The 17510-nt window shown below is 71.5% G+C and carries 30 protein-coding genes; 23 read left to right on the plus strand and 7 right to left on the minus strand.

What is annotated here, in order from left to right; genetic code table 11:
• Positions 1-42: 42 nt before the first annotated feature.
• Entirely contained in the window at positions 43-726 is a 684-nt protein-coding gene (locus tag AC0I8G_RS12230; RefSeq protein WP_328291618.1) for a GntR family transcriptional regulator, read from the minus strand.
• Between the two features lie 59 nt (positions 727-785).
• Between AC0I8G_RS12230 and AC0I8G_RS12235 the strand changes: the two genes are divergently transcribed.
• Positions 786-2126, plus strand: coding sequence for a M20/M25/M40 family metallo-hydrolase (locus tag AC0I8G_RS12235; protein WP_471730158.1), 1341 nt, complete (start codon positions 786-788; stop codon positions 2124-2126).
• A gap of 90 nt (positions 2127-2216) precedes the next feature.
• The gene (locus AC0I8G_RS12240) at positions 2217-2459 is read left to right on the plus strand and encodes a hypothetical protein (RefSeq protein WP_471730159.1); all 243 of its coding nucleotides are present in this window, start codon (positions 2217-2219) and stop codon (positions 2457-2459) included.
• A 30-nt stretch (positions 2460-2489) separates the two neighbouring features.
• On the opposite strand, the gene AC0I8G_RS12245 is transcribed toward AC0I8G_RS12240, so the two are convergent.
• The 3 genes from AC0I8G_RS12245 to AC0I8G_RS12255 are packed head-to-tail and all read right to left on the minus strand — an operon-like array spanning position 2490 to position 4879.
• Complete coding sequence (locus AC0I8G_RS12245) at positions 2490-3035, minus strand: GNAT family N-acetyltransferase (protein ID WP_380262909.1); 546 nt, start codon at positions 3033-3035, stop codon at positions 2490-2492.
• Positions 3036-3056: 21 nt separating this feature from the next.
• Entirely contained in the window at positions 3057-3722 is a 666-nt protein-coding gene (locus AC0I8G_RS12250; protein ID WP_471730160.1) for a TetR/AcrR family transcriptional regulator, read from the minus strand.
• Positions 3719-4879, minus strand: a complete 1161-nt coding sequence (locus AC0I8G_RS12255) for an FAD-dependent oxidoreductase (RefSeq protein ID WP_471730161.1) — start codon at positions 4877-4879, stop codon at positions 3719-3721. The genes AC0I8G_RS12250 and AC0I8G_RS12255 overlap by 4 nt, the downstream gene beginning before the upstream one ends.
• A 44-nt stretch (positions 4880-4923) precedes the next feature.
• Here AC0I8G_RS12255 and AC0I8G_RS12260 point away from each other — a divergent pair, with 44 nt between their 5' ends.
• Genes AC0I8G_RS12260 through AC0I8G_RS12270 form a run of 3 tightly spaced genes read left to right on the plus strand, consistent with a single transcriptional unit; the run spans position 4924 to position 5910 of the window.
• Positions 4924-5250 (plus strand): hypothetical protein, encoded by a 327-nt coding sequence (locus AC0I8G_RS12260; RefSeq protein WP_471730162.1) that lies wholly within the window; start codon positions 4924-4926, stop codon positions 5248-5250.
• Between the two features lie 34 nt (positions 5251-5284).
• The gene (locus AC0I8G_RS12265) at positions 5285-5491 is read left to right on the plus strand and encodes a hypothetical protein (protein WP_328291611.1); all 207 of its coding nucleotides are present in this window, start codon (positions 5285-5287) and stop codon (positions 5489-5491) included.
• A complete protein-coding gene (locus tag AC0I8G_RS12270) occupies positions 5467-5910 on the plus strand; it encodes a hypothetical protein (protein WP_328291610.1) in 444 nt (147 codons plus the stop codon). The genes AC0I8G_RS12265 and AC0I8G_RS12270 overlap by 25 nt, the downstream gene beginning before the upstream one ends.
• Positions 5911-5964: 54 nt before the next feature.
• On the opposite strand, the gene AC0I8G_RS12275 is transcribed toward AC0I8G_RS12270, so the two are convergent.
• Positions 5965-6438 carry a hypothetical protein gene (locus tag AC0I8G_RS12275; protein WP_471730163.1) on the minus strand — a complete coding sequence of 158 codons (474 nt, stop codon included), beginning with the start codon at positions 6436-6438 and terminating at the stop codon, positions 5965-5967.
• A gap of 80 nt (positions 6439-6518) precedes the next feature.
• Positions 6519-7547 carry a tyrosine-type recombinase/integrase gene (locus AC0I8G_RS12280; RefSeq protein WP_471730164.1) on the minus strand — a complete coding sequence of 343 codons (1029 nt, stop codon included), beginning with the start codon at positions 7545-7547 and terminating at the stop codon, positions 6519-6521.
• Between the two features lie 662 nt (positions 7548-8209).
• On the opposite strand from AC0I8G_RS12280, the gene AC0I8G_RS12285 reads away from it, so the two are divergent.
• From AC0I8G_RS12285 to AC0I8G_RS12305, 5 genes are read left to right on the plus strand one after another with little or no spacing between them, the layout of a single operon-like run.
• Positions 8210-8659, plus strand: coding sequence for a hypothetical protein (locus AC0I8G_RS12285; protein WP_471730165.1), 450 nt, complete (start codon positions 8210-8212; stop codon positions 8657-8659).
• Positions 8656-8898, plus strand: a complete 243-nt coding sequence (locus AC0I8G_RS12290) for a hypothetical protein (RefSeq protein ID WP_471730166.1) — start codon at positions 8656-8658, stop codon at positions 8896-8898. Before AC0I8G_RS12285 ends, AC0I8G_RS12290 begins: the two co-directional genes overlap by 4 nt.
• On the plus strand, positions 8895-9134 hold the full coding sequence (locus AC0I8G_RS12295) for a hypothetical protein (protein ID WP_471730167.1): 240 nt from the start codon (positions 8895-8897) through the stop codon (positions 9132-9134). The genes AC0I8G_RS12290 and AC0I8G_RS12295 overlap by 4 nt, the downstream gene beginning before the upstream one ends.
• Positions 9131-9922, plus strand: coding sequence for a hypothetical protein (locus AC0I8G_RS12300; protein ID WP_471730168.1), 792 nt, complete (start codon positions 9131-9133; stop codon positions 9920-9922). Before AC0I8G_RS12295 ends, AC0I8G_RS12300 begins: the two co-directional genes overlap by 4 nt.
• A gap of 18 nt (positions 9923-9940) precedes the next feature.
• Complete coding sequence (locus AC0I8G_RS12305; protein WP_471730169.1) at positions 9941-10201, plus strand: hypothetical protein; 261 nt, start codon at positions 9941-9943, stop codon at positions 10199-10201.
• 2 nt (positions 10202-10203) lie between these two features.
• Here AC0I8G_RS12305 and AC0I8G_RS12310 read toward each other — a convergent pair whose 3' ends face one another.
• Entirely contained in the window at positions 10204-10473 is a 270-nt protein-coding gene (locus AC0I8G_RS12310; RefSeq protein WP_471730170.1) for a hypothetical protein, read from the minus strand.
• 88 nt (positions 10474-10561) lie between these two features.
• Between AC0I8G_RS12310 and AC0I8G_RS12315 the strand changes: the two genes are divergently transcribed.
• The 13 genes from AC0I8G_RS12315 (at position 10562) to AC0I8G_RS12375 (ending at position 17509) form a co-directional block, all read left to right on the plus strand.
• Positions 10562-11158 carry a hypothetical protein gene (locus tag AC0I8G_RS12315; protein ID WP_471730171.1) on the plus strand — a complete coding sequence of 199 codons (597 nt, stop codon included), beginning with the start codon at positions 10562-10564 and terminating at the stop codon, positions 11156-11158.
• 70 nt (positions 11159-11228) lie between these two features.
• On the plus strand, positions 11229-11582 hold the full coding sequence (locus AC0I8G_RS12320; protein ID WP_471730172.1) for a hypothetical protein: 354 nt from the start codon (positions 11229-11231) through the stop codon (positions 11580-11582).
• Complete coding sequence (locus tag AC0I8G_RS12325; RefSeq protein WP_471730173.1) at positions 11579-11791, plus strand: hypothetical protein; 213 nt, start codon at positions 11579-11581, stop codon at positions 11789-11791. Before AC0I8G_RS12320 ends, AC0I8G_RS12325 begins: the two co-directional genes overlap by 4 nt.
• Positions 11788-12516, plus strand: a complete 729-nt coding sequence (locus AC0I8G_RS12330; protein ID WP_471730174.1) for a hypothetical protein — start codon at positions 11788-11790, stop codon at positions 12514-12516. The genes AC0I8G_RS12325 and AC0I8G_RS12330 overlap by 4 nt, the downstream gene beginning before the upstream one ends.
• Positions 12517-12941: 425 nt before the next feature.
• Positions 12942-13094, plus strand: coding sequence for a hypothetical protein (locus AC0I8G_RS12335; RefSeq protein ID WP_471730175.1), 153 nt, complete (start codon positions 12942-12944; stop codon positions 13092-13094).
• Between the two features lie 6 nt (positions 13095-13100).
• Positions 13101-14285, plus strand: coding sequence for a hypothetical protein (locus AC0I8G_RS12340; protein ID WP_471730176.1), 1185 nt, complete (start codon positions 13101-13103; stop codon positions 14283-14285).
• 1 nt (position 14286) lies between these two features.
• The gene (locus tag AC0I8G_RS12345; RefSeq protein ID WP_471730177.1) at positions 14287-14523 is read left to right on the plus strand and encodes a hypothetical protein; all 237 of its coding nucleotides are present in this window, start codon (positions 14287-14289) and stop codon (positions 14521-14523) included.
• 7 nt (positions 14524-14530) lie between these two features.
• Positions 14531-14923: a hypothetical protein gene (locus tag AC0I8G_RS12350; RefSeq protein ID WP_471730178.1), complete on the plus strand. Its 393-nt coding sequence runs from the start codon at positions 14531-14533 to the stop codon at positions 14921-14923.
• On the plus strand, positions 14923-15897 hold the full coding sequence (locus AC0I8G_RS12355; protein ID WP_471730179.1) for a C40 family peptidase: 975 nt from the start codon (positions 14923-14925) through the stop codon (positions 15895-15897). The genes AC0I8G_RS12350 and AC0I8G_RS12355 overlap by 1 nt, the downstream gene beginning before the upstream one ends.
• A gap of 100 nt (positions 15898-15997) precedes the next feature.
• Positions 15998-16297 carry a hypothetical protein gene (locus AC0I8G_RS12360; RefSeq protein WP_471730180.1) on the plus strand — a complete coding sequence of 100 codons (300 nt, stop codon included), beginning with the start codon at positions 15998-16000 and terminating at the stop codon, positions 16295-16297.
• 32 nt (positions 16298-16329) lie between these two features.
• Positions 16330-16470 carry a hypothetical protein gene (locus AC0I8G_RS12365; protein ID WP_471730181.1) on the plus strand — a complete coding sequence of 47 codons (141 nt, stop codon included), beginning with the start codon at positions 16330-16332 and terminating at the stop codon, positions 16468-16470.
• Positions 16470-16868, plus strand: a complete 399-nt coding sequence (locus AC0I8G_RS12370; RefSeq protein WP_471730182.1) for a hypothetical protein — start codon at positions 16470-16472, stop codon at positions 16866-16868. Before AC0I8G_RS12365 ends, AC0I8G_RS12370 begins: the two co-directional genes overlap by 1 nt.
• The gene (locus AC0I8G_RS12375) at positions 16868-17509 is read left to right on the plus strand and encodes a hypothetical protein (protein ID WP_471730183.1); all 642 of its coding nucleotides are present in this window, start codon (positions 16868-16870) and stop codon (positions 17507-17509) included. Before AC0I8G_RS12370 ends, AC0I8G_RS12375 begins: the two co-directional genes overlap by 1 nt.
• Position 17510 lies beyond the last annotated feature (1 nt).

Consider the following 17510-nt stretch of genomic DNA (forward strand, 5'->3'; position numbering starts at 1 on the left):
CTATAGAAAATCACGCCAGAAGGCGAGCGCCTCCCGGCGTGTTCACTCGACCGCCCGGTCCAGGACGCCCTGCAGGTGCGCGCGCATGGCCTGCGCGGCGCCCGCGGGATCGCGCTGCTCGAAGGCGCGCACGATCGCCTCGTGCTCCGAGACGCTCTCGTCCGCATCGCTCACCCGTTCCTCGACCTGGTGCAGACGCTGCACGAAACCGCGGAAGGAGTCCAGGGTCCGGACGATGAACGGGTTGCCCGTCCCCTCCGCGACCAGCTCGTGGAAGGACCAGTCGGCCTCCAGGTAGTGCTTGAAGCCGGCGTAGCCCGGACCGGTGGGCGCGGAGCGCTGGTCCTCGACCGCGCTCCACAGCCGGGCGACGAAGGCGTCGTCGGTGCGGACGCAGGCACGCTCGGCGTTGCCGGGTTCCACCAGCAGCCGGACGTCGACGAGCTGGGCGAGCTCCTCCGCCGAGAGCAGCGGTGCGGCCCGGTAGCCGCGGCGGGCGCTGCGGACCACGAGGCCCGAGCCCTCCAGGCGGGCCAGCGCCTCCCGGACCGGGGTGGCGGAGACGCCGAGGCGGACGGCGAGGGTCTGGGTCCGCAGCGCCGAGCCGGGCTCCAGGCCCCGGTTCATGAGGAGTTCGAGGATCGCGTCGTGGACGGTGTCGCTCAGTCCCCGCGGGGCGTCCACCGACCAGTCGCCGTCGTCGGTGGTCGCGCGGGAGCTGTCCATGGCACCGGGACGCTACCCGAGACGCGCTCCCGGGGGCGGCACGCTCTACGGTGGCGCAGGTGAGCGCGGACACGACGAACGGGACGAACGGGACGGGCGCGGCCGAGGCGGAGGTCGTGGACCTGTGTCGCGATCTCCTGCGCATCGACACCTCCAACTACGGCGACGGTTCGGGTCCGGGGGAGCGCGTCGCGGCCGAGCACGTCATGGAACTCCTGCACGAGGTCGGTCTGCAGCCCGAGTACGTCGAGGGGTTCCCGAAGCGCGGCAACGTGGTCGTGCGGGTGCCCGGTGACGAGCGGGGAACCGCCGAGCGCGGCGCGCTGCTGATGCACGGCCACCTCGACGTCGTCCCGGCGCAGGCGGCCGACTGGAAGGTCGACCCGTTCTCCGGTGAGATCGCCGACGGCTGCCTCTGGGGTCGTGGCGCCGTCGACATGAAGGACATGGACGCGATGCTGCTCGCCGTCCTGCGCGACATGGCCCGCCAGGGGACGAAACCCCCGCGCGACATCGTCTTCGCGTTCCTCGCCGACGAGGAGGCCGCGGGTGTGCAGGGTGCGGAGTGGTTGGTGCACGAGCGTCCCGAACTGTTCGAGGGGGTCACCGAGGCCGTCAGCGAGGTCGGGGGATTCTCCGTCGACCTCGACGGGCAACGCACCTACCTGCTGCAGACGGCCGAGAAGGGACTGGCCTGGTTGCGTCTGGTCGCCCACGGTCGTGCGGGCCACGGGTCGCAGGTCGGCACCGACAACGCCGTGACCCGGCTGTGCGCCGCGGTGACGCGGATCGGTGAGTACTCCTGGCCGTTGGAGTACACCGCCACCGTGCGGCAGTTCCTCGAGGGTGTCTCCGAGATCACCGGGGTGGCGTTCGAGGAGACCGATCCCTCGGCGCTGCTCGCGAAGCTCGGCACGACCGCCCGCTGGGTCGGCGCCACCCTGCAGAACACCGCGAACCCCACCGCGCTGGACGCCGGCTACAAGCACAACGTGATCCCGGGCACGGCGAGCGCCCTCATCGACACCCGGTTCCTGCCGGGACGTCAGGAACAGCTCATGGAGGTCGTCCGCGACCTGGCGGGCGACCGCGTCGACGTCGAGGTCGTCAACCAGAGCGTCGCGCTGGAGACGGAGTTCGCCACCCCGTTGGTGGACCGCATGCAGGCCGCCCTGCTGGCGGAGGACCCGGGGGCGAAGGTGCTGCCGTACTGCCTGTCCGGGGGGACCGACAACAAGTCGTTCTCGCACCTGGGTATCCGCGGCTACGGTTTCGCGCCGCTGCGGTTGCCGGCGGGGATGGACTTCGCGGGCATGTTCCACGGGATCGACGAGCGTGTTCCGGTGGACGCCCTGGAGTTCGGCGTGCGGGTGCTGCAGCGCTTCCTCGCCGACGCCTGAGGTCCGGCCCGGTCCGGGTCCGGAGTGGGGTCGGAGTGGGCTCGCGGTGGTGCGGTCGCCGACTCCGCCGGCAGCCGCCACCCTGAGCGGGTGACCGACACCGAGCACTCCCAGCCCCCGGCCCCCGTGGCCGACAGCTTCACCGCCCTGACCGGCAACCTCGACCAGTTGCTCGCCGCGGCCGAGAGCGCGGGCGACGAGGCCGCCGCGGGCCTCGCCGGAGGTCTGCACGCCGCGGCCCTGGACGCCCTGCGCGCCATCGCCGCGGCCTGCGGCGTCGACTGGGACGGCGTCCTCGCCGAACGCGACCGCCGTTCCGTCGTCGCGGAGTGACCTCCTCCGGTCCGAGGAGCCCCGGGCTGCTCAGACCGGGAACCGGCCCGACGGGTTCGAGATCACGAACAGTTGCGACCGGCCGTCGTGCCAGAGGCCGTCGACGACGCCGAGGTCGCGCATCCCGATCCGGGTGGCCGTCGCCCGGCTGCGGAGGTTGTGGGTGTGGGTGAGGGCCCACACCTCGTCGTGACCCGCGTCGAAGGCGTCGTGGACGGCGGTGAGGGCCGCGGCCGCCGCGTAGCCGTGGCCGACGGCGTCGGGGTGGAGGTACCAGCCGACCTCCACCTCACCGTGCTCGGAGTTCGGTGCGGTGAAGAGCAGGACGCTGCCGACGGGTTCGAGGCGGTCGGGGGTGACGATGGCGCGCGTGCCCAGCGGGGGTTGGGCGGTCAGCGCCCACTGCTCGATGCGGTGGCGGGCCTGGGTGACCTCGGCCAGCGGGACGCGCGCCGCCTCCCCGAACCACTGGATGACCTCGTTGCGGCGCAACAGGTCGTAGAGCCGTTCGGCCTCCTCGGGTCGCCACGCCCGCAGGCTGACCGGGGGAAGTCCTGAGGTCTCCGCGGTCGTCACGGGCCTCACGGTAGCGCCGGCTCAGCCCCCGGTGGGGGTGACGGCGACGATGCCGTGCAGCAGGGCGCGCAACGCCCAGCGCAGACGGTCCCGCCCGGTTCCGGAGAAGAGTTCGTCGCCCACCCGGTCGAGGTGGACGAGGTCTCCGTCGTGGTGGCGGACGGCGTCCTGCTCGACCGCGTCGTCGGCGTCGGGGGAGTTGCGACGGGTGGCCTGCTCCGCAGCGGTGGCCGTGGCCAGCTGCAGCAGCAGGTCCACCCCCCAGGCCGCCTGGCGTGCAGGGACGCGGCCCTGGTGCAGCTCCCCGAGCGCCCGGTCCACGAACGCGAGGAACTGCGGACCGGTGGGACGGACCGCGACCAGCGAACGGGCCAGCCCGGGGTGGCGGAAGAGCAGTTCGGTGTAGCCGCTGAACTGCGCGACGAGGCGTTCGCGCCAGTCCCCCTCCACCGGGGGTTCGAGCTCCTGCAGCAGGCGGTCGAGGATCGCCGCGTGCAGTTCGGCGGTGTTGCGCACGTAGACGTACAACGACGCCGGCCCGGTGTCGAGGGCGGCGGCCAGCTTGCGCATCGTGAGCCGTTCGAGGCCGTCGGCGTCCATCAGGCGCAGGGCGACGTCCACGATCGCGTCGCGACTCAGCGGGGGTTTCGCGGGTCGTTCCCGGCGGCTGAGCGGGGTGGGGGTCACGCCCGGGCTCCGGCGGCCGTCGCGGCGTGGATCGCGAACTGCTCGACCAGCGGCGCGGGTGAGTCGGCGCAGAAGATCAGGTCGAGGTTGCGGGCCGCCTCGGCGGCCTTCTCCTCGCTGCGGGCGAAGAGGTCCGCCTCGTAGCCCGCGAGCGCCGTCTCGACGTCGTCGGGGTGTTCGAGCAGGGCGCGGGCGAGTTCGGCGCCGTCGAGGAGGGCGAGGTTCGCGCCTTCGCCGGCGAAGGGGGACATGACGTGGGCGGCGTCGCCGAGGAGGGTGACCCCGGGGACCCGGTCCCAGGTGAGTCCGGTGGGGAGGGCGTGGACGGGGCGGGGGGTGAAGCCGCTGTCGGCTTCGCGGACGAGGCGGAGCAGGCTCTCGTCCCAGCCGTCGAAGGCGGTGAGGAGGGCGGTGCGGGTGTCGATGCGCCGCCGGGTCCAGTTCTCGGGGACGCGGAGGCCGGCGTAGACGTGGAGGCTTCCGTCGGTCTCGCGGTGGGCGAGGAACCCCTGGTCCTGGCCGAGGGCGAAGAGCATCCCCGCGCCGACGGTGTCGGCGGCGAGGGGGTGGCGTGCGTCGGCGTCGACGAGGTCGAACTCGACGAAGGAGATGCCGCTGTAGGCGGGGACCGCGGGGGTCAGGAGGGGCCGTACCCGCGACCAGGCGCCGTCGGCGCCGACGAGGAGGTCGGTGGTCGTGGTGGTGCCGTCGGCGAGGGTGAGGGTGTGGCCGCCGTCGGGGTGGGGACGGGCGGCGGTGAGCCTGGCGCCCCAGCGGACGGTGTCGTGGGGCAGGGAGTCGAGGAGGAGACGACGCAGCGTGGTGCGGTCGATCTCGGGGCGGGTGCCGTCGCCCTCGTCGGTCTCCTCGTGGTGCACGACTCCGTGGCGGTCGAGGACGCGCAGGGCCTCCCCGCCGGGGTGGACGTGGGTGCGGAAGGTGTCGTGCAGGCCGGCGGCGCGCAGTGCGGCCTGCCCGGTGTCCTCGTGGATGTCGAGCATCCCGCCCTGGCGGCGGGTGTCGGGTCCTTCGTCGAGGTCGAGGACGAGGGCCTCGACGCCGTGGACGTGCAGGACGCGGGCGAGGGTGAGGCCGCCGAGGCCAGCGCCCACGATGGTGAGGGGTCGATGGGTCACGAACACGATCGTGACGAACATGTTCGTCGGCGTCAAGGGGAAGGGCGCGCCCCTACGCTGCTGCCGTGCCCCGCTACGACCGTGACGAGATCGCCCGCCGTTGCGGGCACGACAGCTGGCAGCAGGCCGTCGAGGCCACGGCCCACCTCTCCCAGCAGGAAGCGGGCCGGGTGCTCGGCGTCAGTCACCCGACGGTGCGGGTCTGGCGGGCCGAACTGGGCGTGGGGGTGGCCGTGGCGCGCCCCTCCACGGCGGAGCGCAAGGCGGCGTTCCTGGCCGATCCCGCTGATCCGCGGCACGGTTCGGCCAACGGCTACCGCAACGTCGGTTGTCGCTGTGAGCGGTGCACCGAAGCGTGGACGACGTACCAGCGGGAACGCCGCAACGCCTGACATCACGCGACATCACTGAGGTACCCTGGATCGCATGGCCCAGATGACCCTCCGCCTCTCGGAGGAGCACGAACGCATGCTGGACGACCTCCAGCGACGCAACCCCGGTGTCTCGCGGCAGAAGCTCTTCGAATCGATGCTCGAGCAGTCCACGCGCGAGCAGGAGGAGGAGATCGCGACGATCGCCGAACGCATCGCCACCAGCAACCCCGCGCTGTGGGAAGCGCTGCGCGCTCGGTGATCCCCGAGCGTCCCCGCTTCCTGACCGTCGCCCAGATCAGCGAACTCGCCGACTGGCTCGCCGAGGAACCCGTCCGCATCCGCGACGTGGGGGCCCTGGTCGCCGCTGCGTCGCGTCCTGCCGTCGACGTCGACGGTGAGCGCGTCTACCGCGACGAGTACGAGCAGGCGGGTGCTCTGATGCACGCCATCGCCACGACGCGTCCGTTCGACTCGGCGCTGAACCCGGGGATCGCGTTGTTCGTCGCGCTGGCCGCCCTGGACCGCAACGGGATCAAGACGTTGCGCCCGGACGCCGACCACGGCCAACGCCTCGTCCGCTCGGTCGCCGAGGGACTCGACGACGTCGGTCTCATCGCGACCCACCTGCGTCAGATCGCCCTCGGGGAGCCGTGGCGGGAGACCTTGCCCCCGAGCTGAGCGTTCCACTCGAGGTACCGCACCGGCCGGGCCCCTGACGGGGCCCGGCGACGGTCAGTCCGAGGTGGCGCCGGTGAGCGTGTCGAGCGCTTCCCGCGTCGGGGTACCGGACTTCTTCGCGGCGACGGCGGCGTCGACGAGGGAGATGAAGAAGTCGTCGAAGGAGGTGTCCTCGCCGTGGGCGTCCCAGTGCTCGGAGGTGATCTCCGAGGTGAAGGCGGCGAAGGCCTCGACCGAGGAGGCCGTGTCCGGGTAGTCGTCACCGACGGCCTGCAGCCAGTGGTGCCAGCCGTTGACGTAGGCGGCGGCCTGCTCGCGGCTGTCCGCGTCCCGCAGGACGGTGCCGACACTGGCGGCGTCCAGGCTGTAGGGCGGCTGCGCGAGGGCCGTGGCGGCCGCGGGGTGCTCGGCGATGGTGTCGAGGCTGCCCGCACGTTCGGCTTCGTCCAGGAAGCGTTCGAGGCTGCGGTGGTTGCCGGCCGGCCAGGGCATCTTGTTGGCGCACTGCGTGCGCCTGTTGCTGGGCATGCCTGTCCTCTTCGCTCGTGGAAATCTCCCCGGGATCATCTCACGCCGCGCGTCCGGCGTGCGCGGTCGCGCGTGCCCGCTCACCCCTGCGCCGACACCGCCGACCCTGCCGAGACACTGCGCAACGCGGCGTAGGTGCGGTTGCCCGCGGCCGCGGACCGCAGCTCCTGGGCGGCCACGTCGATGTACTGCTGGGACGTCGTGAGGCTCTGGTGGCCCAGCAGCCGCATGATCTCCACGGCACTTCCCCCGGCGGCGACGACCTCGGTCGCGAAGGTGTGGCGCAGAGCGTGCACCGAGGCACCCCGCGCCACCCGGTCGTGGATCCCGGCCGCCCGGTAGGCGGTCCGGACGAGGTACTGCAGCTGGTTGCGGGTCAGGGCCGTGCCACGGGTGTCGACGAACATCGCCGCGTCCAGCGGCAGCACCGCGGGGCGGGCGAAGCGCGCACGACGTGAGGCCAGGTAGGCCTGCAGGACCTCCGCCAACGCCGCCTCGACGGGCACGCTGCGCTCGGCGTTGCCCTTGCCGAGGACCCGCAGTCGCTGATCACCGTCGGCGCCGGCCAGGTCACCCACCCGCAGCCCCAGCAGTTCCGCGCTGCGGATGCCGCTCACGAGCAACGTCGCCACCACCGCCAGGTCCCGCTCCGGCCACGGATCGCGAGCCCCGGGCCGGTCGAGCGCGACCGAGGACAGCAACAGTTCCGGCGTGCGTTCCCCGCGCAGGGGTTTGGGACCCGTGCGGTCCGGGCGCGGGCGCTGCACACCGCCCATCGGGTTGCCCGGCAACGCGTCCTCCGCCACGAGGAAGGAGCAGAACCCGTTCCACGTCGACCAGCAGCGGGCGATGGAACTCCGTGCGTGGTCGGCGGCGAACTCGGCGAACGCCGCGCGCAGGGCGCGGACCGTGAGGTCGGCCACCAGGAGTTCCTCGCCGGCGAAACGTCGCAGCCGGGGGAGCAGGACGGCGACGTCACGCCGCCGGGCGTCGGTGGTGTGCGGGGATTCCTTGCGGGGGAGTCGTGCGACGTCGTAGGCGTCGAGAGCGGCCTGCAGCGACGTCGAGGAGGTCACGACCTCGGGAACCCCGGACGACGGGGGAGTCATGTGACGATCGTGTCCCACCGGGGGAGTCTTGTCAAGCGATTCCGTTGTGTCGCAACGAATCTGTTCCAGGGCAGCGGAGATCTGGAACGGGGGAGTCGTCCGCATATTCGTCGTTATGCGGAGTTCGGGTGAGTGTGGGCCGCTGGTCCGGCCGCGAGGTCACTGCGTGCGGGTCACGTCGGCCAGCCGGTGTGGTCGTTCCAGTGCGAGGTCACCGCGTGGGTGGTGGACGACCGCGAGGTCGTTGCGCACGCGGACGACCGTGACGGCGCGGTGGTCGATGCGGGATGCGTTGACGCATCGGGTCGACGCATCGGGTCGGTGGGCGAGCCGGAACGTGGGAACCGACGGATCGGCGGCTGGTCCGGAGCGCCCCTTCGGCGTCGGATCACCAGGTGCGAGTCACGCCGATAATCGACATTATGACAAACAATGGGCGGCGTTGCGGCACCTGGTCCCCTCTTCTGGGGTAAAGGTGCAGGTCAGAGGGTACGGAGAGTGGTTGATCGCACACAAAAAGTGAGAGCCCCGGGGCTGGACCCCCAGGGCTCTCCGAGCACTTCACAACCCAGCGTGTGTGCGAAACCGAGAATAACGGTGAATGACCTCAGAGTCACGCCGTTCCTCGGCCATTCGCGCACACCGAAGAAAGGTGTGCCCTGATGTCTCTGACAGATGCCGTCGGACCGTACGACTCCGCCCCGACACGACTTCCCGCCGGCTACCCCTCCATGGACGCCCCCGGCGGCGACAACGAGTACGGCGCGATGGCCGGCCGCTCGAACGCGAACCTCCTGCTCAAGGCCCTCGCCGACGCCGGCGTCGACCTCTTCGCCTTCGACCAGGCCGTCGTCACGATGCTCGCCGGGACGTCCAACCCGGCCGTCGTGCGGACCGTCGTCGGCTGGATCGTCCGCGCCCACCTCGCCGGGGTCTCCACCGGCGTCACCACGGCGACCTCGACGGCGAGCACCCTGAACAGCCAGGCGTCCGGCCTGCTGGTCGGCCTGCTCAAGACGGCGCTGGGCAACCAGGCCGCCGGCGCCACCTCCGCCGCGACCGCCATCGCCGACCGCGTCAACGCCCTCGCCGCCACCTGGACCAACCGGTGAGCGCCGACGACCCGCAGGCGCGGGCCCTGACCGACACCGTCGGCTTCTTCGACGACGTCATCACCGAGCTGCACCGCCTCGTGGGCCTCGAGCGGGACTTGAGGGTTCGCGCGTACATGGTCGAGCGGCACGCCCTGATGCGTGCTGCCCGGGACGCCGTGTTCGACGACGCGCGCCACCGTCGCCCCCTCGACCTCCACGTCTCGGGACAGATGTCCCTCGACGACGAGAACAGGTGAGCCCCGGGACCCTCGCCCTCACCGCTGACCTCCGGCAGATCGCCGGCGAGGTCGCGTTGTGGTGCGAGAAGACGTGCGACTCCCCCCGTGATGGCGCCCGCGCGCTGATGGCCGGGACGGCCGCGCTGGCCGCCCGTGCCGCGGCGAACGGCCGCACCTACGAGGCCGGCGTCTTCGGGCGCCGGTTCGTCGCCTTCGAGCTGTACCTCGAACGCCTCGAAGGGGTCCGCCGATGAGGCCCATCAAGGCCCGCGAGGCGCGCGAGCTGGCCCAGGCCGTCTCCGGCGTCGTCGAGCGACCGGACTGGCGGCACGCCCCGAAGGCCGGTGCCTACGTCCAGTTGCCCAGGACCACAGGCCTCCGGCCGTCCGCGCGGCGGGTCCTCGAGCTGCTGCTCAGGACGGCCGACGAGCGGTTCATGGCGAAGCACACGACGTCGTGGATGGCCGACCAGCTCGGCCTCGGTCACAGCACCGTGCACCGGGCTCGGCACGAGCTCGAGGCCGCCGGCCTCGTCGTCGTGACGACTCACGGAATCGGGCGGACATCGTCGGTCTACAAGGTCCGAATCGACCGGATTCGAGAGCTCGCTGGTGTGCTCCCGGGGAGCACTCAGAGTGCTCCCGGGGAGCACACCGGTGTGCTCCCGGGGAGCACTCAGAGTGCTCCCGGGGAGCACACTCAACGCGGGCGCGCGCGCGACGTGCGCGTTCCAGACTTCACCAGAAACCCCCCTACCCCCCAGGTGAATCACTCCCCTGAACTCGTGGTCGTCGGGGGAAGCCCCCCGACACCCCCCGAGAACTCGATCTGCCGACACCGAAAGACCTCGTGCCGACAGTGCGGTACCGACCGGACGAGCCGTCGTCGTCGAGCTCAGCAGGAGGCCGCGGAGCGTGAACGGGAGGCAGCCAGGGCGAGGCAGGCTCAGCTACGCCGCGAGGAGGAGGAGGCGCGCGGGGACGTCGAGACGGCTGCCGCCGGACTTGCTGCTGTCCGGGCGGTCCTCAACGGCCGCCGGTGACCAGGCAGGATGCGTCCCGTGGATGCACCCCGAGTCCTGAGCGGCTGGAGCTACGACGGCACCGTCGTCGTCGAGGGTGTTCGGACCTTCCACGGCCGCCTGCACCTCGAGGACTGGGGCATCCTCGTCGAGCTCCGGCCCGACGATCCTTCGGTTGCTGGTGGGGTCCCCCTTCCCGTGGGGGACTCGCACTGGGCCGGGTTCACCTGGTCCCAGGTCCTCCACTTCCGAGGGATCGCCCGCTCGATGACCGTGGGGCCGGAGCTCGACCAGGGCTGACCTCAGTCGGCGAACTCCTCGAGCTCGGTCTGGGACAGGCTCAGCAGCTTCAGGACGCGGGACTGCGCCAGGCCCGCGGCCTTCGCGGCCGCGCGCTGAGACAGCACGCCGGCATCGACGGCCTCGACGATCAGGAAGTTGCGCTGCTGGTGCGCGAGGTCGCGCTGACCGTCGAGGTCGCGTGCGTGGCCAGCCGCGGCCGCGATGCGCGCGGCGAAGTCCGTCGCGTCCGGAACGGCGTGCGGGGCGGCGTCGTGGGTCCTGGTGCTCATGGGTTCTCCCCTGATCGGCGACGGTTACGGCGTGTCACCAGTGTGAACACTTCCGTGATCGGGGGTGTTCACACGCAAGATGCGTGTCGTGCCGAGCAAGGGGAAGGGCGTGCGCGTCCGCGGGACGTGCAAGGCCGGTCACACGACCGAGGCGACCTCCGCCCCGGGCCGGGTGACCTGGCAGGGCCCGTGCGCCACCGACGGGTGCGACCTGACCGTCACCGCCCGCCGCATCGCCGGCAACGCCGGCAAGCCCCCGCCCACCGCGCGCCAGGCCGACGCGGCCGCGGCCGCGAAGGCCGAGGGCAAGACCGGCAACGACCCCCACCAGGTGAAGGAGATCGCGGGCTATGGCTCGAAGAAGCGTGGCGGACGCTCCGCTGATGGTGGGGACGGTCGGGGTCCCGACGTTCCGCCAGCCGGGAGCCCCCAGCAGCGGCCAGGAGACGACGACGCCGGGTCCGGCGGCCCAGGAGCAGGACCCGATGACGACAAGCCCGCAGAACGCCACACAGCCCCCGTCGTCCGGACTGTGGACTCCCAACGGCGCGACCCCGCCAACGGACGCTTCAGCGGAGGACGGGCCCGGCTACGAGCAGCTCGGGAACGAGGACGAGTTCGGGCCGAGCAGCGACGAGCCATCGAGCGCGAGCAGGGGATCCTCCCGCACATCCTCCCCCGCTGAGGGCCTCTCCCTCGGCGAGGTCCGGGCCAACAAGCGGGCCCTGAAGCCCGTCATCGGCCAGGTCCTCGAGATGGGCTCGATCTTCGCCCACGAGGGCCTGGTCCGCGACGACTTCGAGCGCGCGGTCGAGCTCTACAAGGCCGACGCCGACGACATCGAGGGCATCTCCGACCCCGCGGCCGGGCTGATGTCGCGGCGGATGCCGGCCGGGGCCGCCAACCCCGACCTCGCCGACGGCATCGGGTTGCTGTTCGCGATCGCCGGCTACATCGCGAAGCAGTTCGCGAAGATGGCCGCCGCCCGGGAGCTGAAGGTCCGCACCCTGGAGAGCCCGCAGTTCGACCAGCAGCCGGAGGAGTCCGCCCCGGGCTGGCCGATGCAGTCCCCCGCCCCCCAGCAGATGCCCACGGAGGGCGCCGCGTGATCGACCCCGTGCTCGAGGACCTCGAGCAGCGCATCACCAGCGAACCGCGCCTCACCGCGAAGGAGTGGCGCTGCTACGCCCGCAACCGCAAGCGGTGGGGCCGGCGAGCCGTCGCCGCGACCGCGGCCGTGGTGCTCGCCGAGCTCGCCGTGGCGGCCGCGTGGACGGCGTGGGCTGAAGCGATCAGCACGCCGATGCCGAAGCCGTGACCGTCCAGGACCTCGAGGTCGGGACCCGCGACGACTACGGGTTCCCCGTCGACCTGGACCCGGACAAGAACCTCATCTGGTCCAGCTTCGGGCGGAAGGGGTCGGGGAAGTCCTACATCAACCGGGCCCTGTTCCGGGCCTACCCGTACGCCAAGCTCTGCATCGACGTCAACGGCAACGCCGACCCGGGCCCGGACTCCGTGGCGCTGAAGGAGCCGCTGCCGTCGCGGATGCCGCGCCCGGAGCGCGACCCTGACACCGGGGCCCGGGTGTTCCCGAACCTGCACTACCTCGCCAACCCGATGTCGAAGACGTACCGCGAGGACCTGGACCGCGCGGTCGGGATGAGCCTGTTCCCCCAGGACCAGAACACGCTCGTCTGGATCGGGGAGCTGAACCAGTTCTCGACGGCCTCGCGCACGCCGCCGGCGCTGTCCACGCTGCTGCAGCAGTCGCGGCACTACCGCACGTCGGCGCTGTTCGACTGCCCGCGCCCGGTGGACATCGACAAGCTGGTCATCTCCCAGGCCGACGTCATCACCATCTTCGACATGCCCGACCCCGACGACCGGGACCGGGTGGCGAAGCTGATCGGCTACCCGGCGCCGAGGTTCCGGGCCGAGTGCGACGAGACGTTCTCCCGCGGTGAGCACTGGTACCTGCTGTGGAACACCGCGACCCGTGACCTGTTCCGCTGTCCCCCGCTGCCCAAGGGCATCGCCTAGTTCAGCCCGCCCCGCCGGAGGATGACGCGGGGCGGGGCGCGTTCCTGGTCGCCCCCAAGGCACGGCCGGGAGCGCGTGAGGCCCCCACCGTCCGTGACCGGTGGGGGCCTCCATGCGTTCCCCCCCGCACACCAGACCGCACCCCAGCACGAGCCGGGCAGCATCGGCCCAGGTCAGCGGCCGGTTGAGCCTGCAGCACAGTGAGATTCGCGATACCCGGTTCACCCGGGTGAACCGGCCTGTTCGAGTTGACGAACGCTGGGAGTGTTCGGCGACCGTGAGGGTTCATGAGCCTCAAGTACATCCTCACGACGGCAGGCATCAGCCTCGCGACGGTCGTCGCCTACCAGCAGTTCCAGGCGCGCAAGGCCTCCTGAGGCCGCCCGCGACCTGCACTGCCCTGACCCCTGAAGGAGGAGCCCGCGATGGGTTCTGCCCAGAAGGCCGGGTTCTGGATCGCCGTCGGTGGGGTCTCCCTCATCGCTCCGGTCCTGTTCAACCTGGCATCCGACCGCTTCGGTGACTCGTTCCCCGGCCTGCGGACCCTCAACGACTACGTGACCAGGAAGAACGGCTGACACCACATGGCAACTGCGACCGTCCCCTCTCAGCAGACCGTCTTCATGCAGGGCGTGGGTGTCCCCGCCTCGAGCGTGAAGCCCACCGAGTTCTTCGCCCGGACCCGCCGCAAGACCCTCCTCGAGCGCGCGACTCAGATCAGCCTCGGCGGCCAGGACGTCTTCGAGCTGCGCAAGTCCGACATCCTCTCCACCATCACCATCCGCTTCGTCGGCCAGCTCACGCTCACCGCCGCCTCGACGCTGTCCTACCGCTGGCCCTACGACCTGCTGCGCCAGGTCCGCTTCACCGCCAACGGCGCCTCCAACCTCATCAACGTCTCCGGCCTGAAGCTGAAGGCCCGTGAGCAGATGCGCCAGGGTGACGAGACCGACCGCGGCGTCACGCGCCAGTTCGCCAACGCTGCCGCGTCCAACGGAACCCTCTCGATGGCCGCGGAGCAGTGGGCCGGGACGACCGCCGCGAACTTCGGGCCCGGCTCCTCCCTGGGCGCCGGCACGTACCCCGTCGACCTGACCTGGCACGTCCCGGTGTCCGAGGACGAGATCGACCTCTCGGGTGCGATCTTCCTCGCCACGTCCACCTCGGACCTGACGCTGACCCTGGACTACGAGAACCCCCAGAACCTCTTCGGCACCCCGGCCAACGCTGCCCTCACCGGGCAGATCCAGGTGGTCTCGACGAAGTTCTCGGTGCCGATCGGCTCCGACGGCAACATCGTCGTCCCCAACCTCAACGTCTTCCACTCCCTGGTGCAGTCGAACACGACGGCCATCCAGAACGGTGAGAACGAGGTCCGCCTCGTCGGCCAGGGCGCCGGGAAGTCGCTGCTGCGCGCCTTCTTCCAGACCTGGAACGGCACCGGGGTCGCGGCCGCGCCGCTGACGATGAACGCCACCAACTACGGCAAGCAGTCCTGGCGCTTCGGCAACAACGAGACCCCCGACGAGTACCCGGACGGCTCGTTCCTGCGCGCGATCAACGAGCGGACCTGCACCTCCGACATCGGCGGCCTGTGGGGCTTCGGCCTGCACGACTTCGCCACGGAGAACGCCTTCCGCGACGTCGTCGACATGGGCACGACCTCGGAGCTGCGACTGGTCTCGACCATCCAGTCCGGGGTCACCCTCACCAGCCCGCGCATCGAGTACGTGACCGAGACGGCGTTCCTGGCCGGTCAGGGGGCCTGACGTGTACGGCGACTCCTACAGCAAGTACGGCCTGTGGGGTGGGCAGCCGAACAACACCCCCACGGAGCTCAACGCCGTACCGACGCCCACCGAGGGCGGCGACCCGGACAAGCTCCTGAGCCTGGCGAACCCCCTCACCGCGTTCCTCGCCATCGGCGTCATCGCCCTGGGCTTCGCGGCCTTCTCCACCACCGTCCGGGTCGGGAACTCCTCGGCCAGCCTGAACCTCGGGAAGTGAGCACGACGTGAGCACCGAAACCACCGACCAGCCCGGCGACCAGCCCGGCGACGGCACCCCCGTCAACGAGGTCCCCGACTCTCCCACCGTCATCGACACCCCGACGGACGAGACGGACCTCGCGGCCGAGCTCGACGAGCTCAAGGCCCGGGTGGCCGAGCTCGAGGAGCGCGCCACCACCCCCGTCGACACCGACCCGGCGCCGGGCGCCGGCAGCGGTTCCCTCGTCGGGAAGATCGTGACCTGGCAGGAGGAGGAGTTCGGGCTGCCGCGGGCGAAGTACGGCGTCGTCCTCGGCGAGCACGAGATCCAGGAGGGCAAGCTGAACATCGCCCGCCTCTCCTCCGGCAGCCTCGACGTCGCCTACGACCCCGACGACCTCACCGTCCTGGGGTCCTGATGGCCTTCGCTGCTCCGCTGGCCGCCGGTGCGGTCGAGGCCGGTGCGGGTGCCGCTGCCGGCGGGGCAGCGACCGGCGCCGCTGGTGCCGCTGGTGCTGAAGGCGCGGCCGCGGGGGCGGGCGGGCGCGCGGGTGGGGCAGCGAAGGGTGCCCGGCCTCGCAAGCCTGCGAGCAAGCCCACGAGCAAGCCCGCCGCGAAGCCGCAGGCTGGGGTCCCGGCCGCGGCACCCCTCGACCCCGACGTCGTCCAGGACGCCGCGGAGGAGACTCAGGAGGCCCAGGAGTCGCAGGGCCCGACCGGGGACGGGAAGTCGTTCGCCGACACCGTCAACGACCGGGTCCGGCGGGTGCAGCCCTCCCAGCAGGTCGCCGGCGGGCTGCTGGCCGCGCTCGTCGCCTACCCGGTGCTGCTGAACTTCCTGCAGGGCGGGACCCCGCAGGTGAAGCAGTGGTTCCGGGCGAAGTTCCTCAACGACACCGGCACCGGGTCGGGGGCCTCGAGCACCGGCGCGGCCAACGTCGCCCTCGCCGGGTCGAAGACCACGACCATCGCCACGGGCTCCTCTTTCGTCAACGCCAGCAACGGCGCCGCCTCGGGGGGCTCGGGTAGTTCCGCGAACGCTCCGCCGGCGGCCTCGGGGAAGGTCGCGACGGCGATCGCCTTCGCTCGGGCTCAGATCGGCAAGCCCTACGGCTGGGGCGCAACGGGTCCGAACAAGTACGACTGCTCCGGCCTGGTCATGAAGGCCTACGCCGCGGCCGGGGTCTCCCTGCCGCGCACCACCGGCACTCAGATCCTGCAGGGCCGGGCCGTGGCCCAGGCCAACCTGCAGCCGGGGGACCTCGTGTTCCCCGACAACCATCACGTCGGGATCTACACCGGCAACGGCATGTTCGTCGAAGCACCCCGCACCGGCCTCAACGTCCGCGAGGTCCGGGTCTGGGGCTTCCTGACAGCACGGAGGGTCGTGTGAACCTCGGAGGAGTGGTCGTCGTCCTGGCAGGGGTCTGGGTCCTGTGCCAGGTCATCGGCGGCAACGCCCTTGCTCGACTGCGGGTCCTGGACCTGTCCTCGTGAAGGGCGCCATCTGGTCGCTGCTCGGGCTGACGCTGCTGCAGGCCGCGTTGTCCGGGCGCACCAACACCGGCCGCATCGGCGAACTCGCCACCTCGGTCAGCACCGTCCTGTCCTACGTCATCGACCCGAAGAAGCCGGCGATCCCGGACCTGTCCAGCTCGAGCTCGAGCACCGGGACCGGTTCGGGCAGCTCGGGTTCCTCGGCTCCGCAGAAGGGCAGCGGAGGTGGCCGCCTGAGCGCGCCGGTGCCCTCCGCGACCCCCACCCGCAACTCCTCCTCCACCTACGTCGCCTGACCCCTGATCGACCCGCTGAACGGAGCCCCGCCATGCTGAAGAAGACCCTCGGCTACACCACCGGCCTCATCGCGCTGTACCTCATCGTGTTCAACGGCTCGAAGTCTGGTCAGGTCATCAAGGAGGGCGCGGCCGGGTTCTCCACCGTGACCAAGACCCTGCAGGGCCGCTGATGAGCCAACGCCACGATCCGGGCCAGGCGATCAACCGCCGCCGGATCCTCTCCAGCGTCTACGACCCCGACCCCCGCGGGTGGGCCATGTTCGCCAGCCTCGCCTCGCGCATCCAGCGCGGCGTCAACGGCCAGGACGGCACCGTCTACCGCCCCATGCCCGGTGTCGGTGTCGCGGCGTTCCACGGCGACTCCGGCTGGACCCCTCAGCACTTCATGGGCCAGGCCGCCCTCGGCGCTGGTCTGGGCGCCGGGCGTCCCATCCCCTCGGGGGCCACCGACCTCGCCCGCGAGACCTCCAACCTGCTCACCGATGGGCCCATGCGGATCTACGCGGAGCGGATGAAGCGGACCAGCGGTACCGGGTCTGTCGGTGCCTCACTGCAGGGTGGTGCCTGATGGCCGGGTGGAACCCCACCGCACGCCCCGAGGCACTGCCGAAGGTCGGGGGGCCGCAGGGCAACCCCGGCGGTTCCCCGACCGGCACGCCCGGTGGGCCGAACGCTTCCACGTCGGCGAAGGGCTGGGCTGGGAAGAACCGCACGACGCTGCTCGCCGCCGGCGCCGCCGGCGTCGTCCTCCTCGCCCTGGTCATGAAGTCGCGCGGGGGTGCCTCGACGGACGACTCCGCGGCCGCGGCAGGGACGATGACGACCAACCCGAACCCGCAGAACCTCGCCGCCTACGACTCCAGCTCCAGCGACGTCTACAACGCGATCCAGCCGCAGCTCGAGCAACTGCAGGACCTCTTCAACGAGTGGAAGACCGGCAAGGACTCGATGACCACCGTCCCGGTCACCACCCTGCCCGTCACGACCCCGACGACGGCCACGCCGGTGAAGACCCCTGTCCCGGTGACGGTGCCCTACGCCCCGTCCCCGGTGCCCGCCGACGTCGCCCTCTCCCCCGTGGGAACCCAGCTCTGGAACCAAGGCGTCACCCCGCCGGCGGACCGGGGCGCGACGAACTCGCAGGCCCAGGCCGACTACGGCAAGGCCTACGAAGCAGCGTGGGAAGCCAAGTACGGGCTGAAGAAGTAGC

Source organism: Kineococcus sp. AC630, assembly GCF_979255925.1.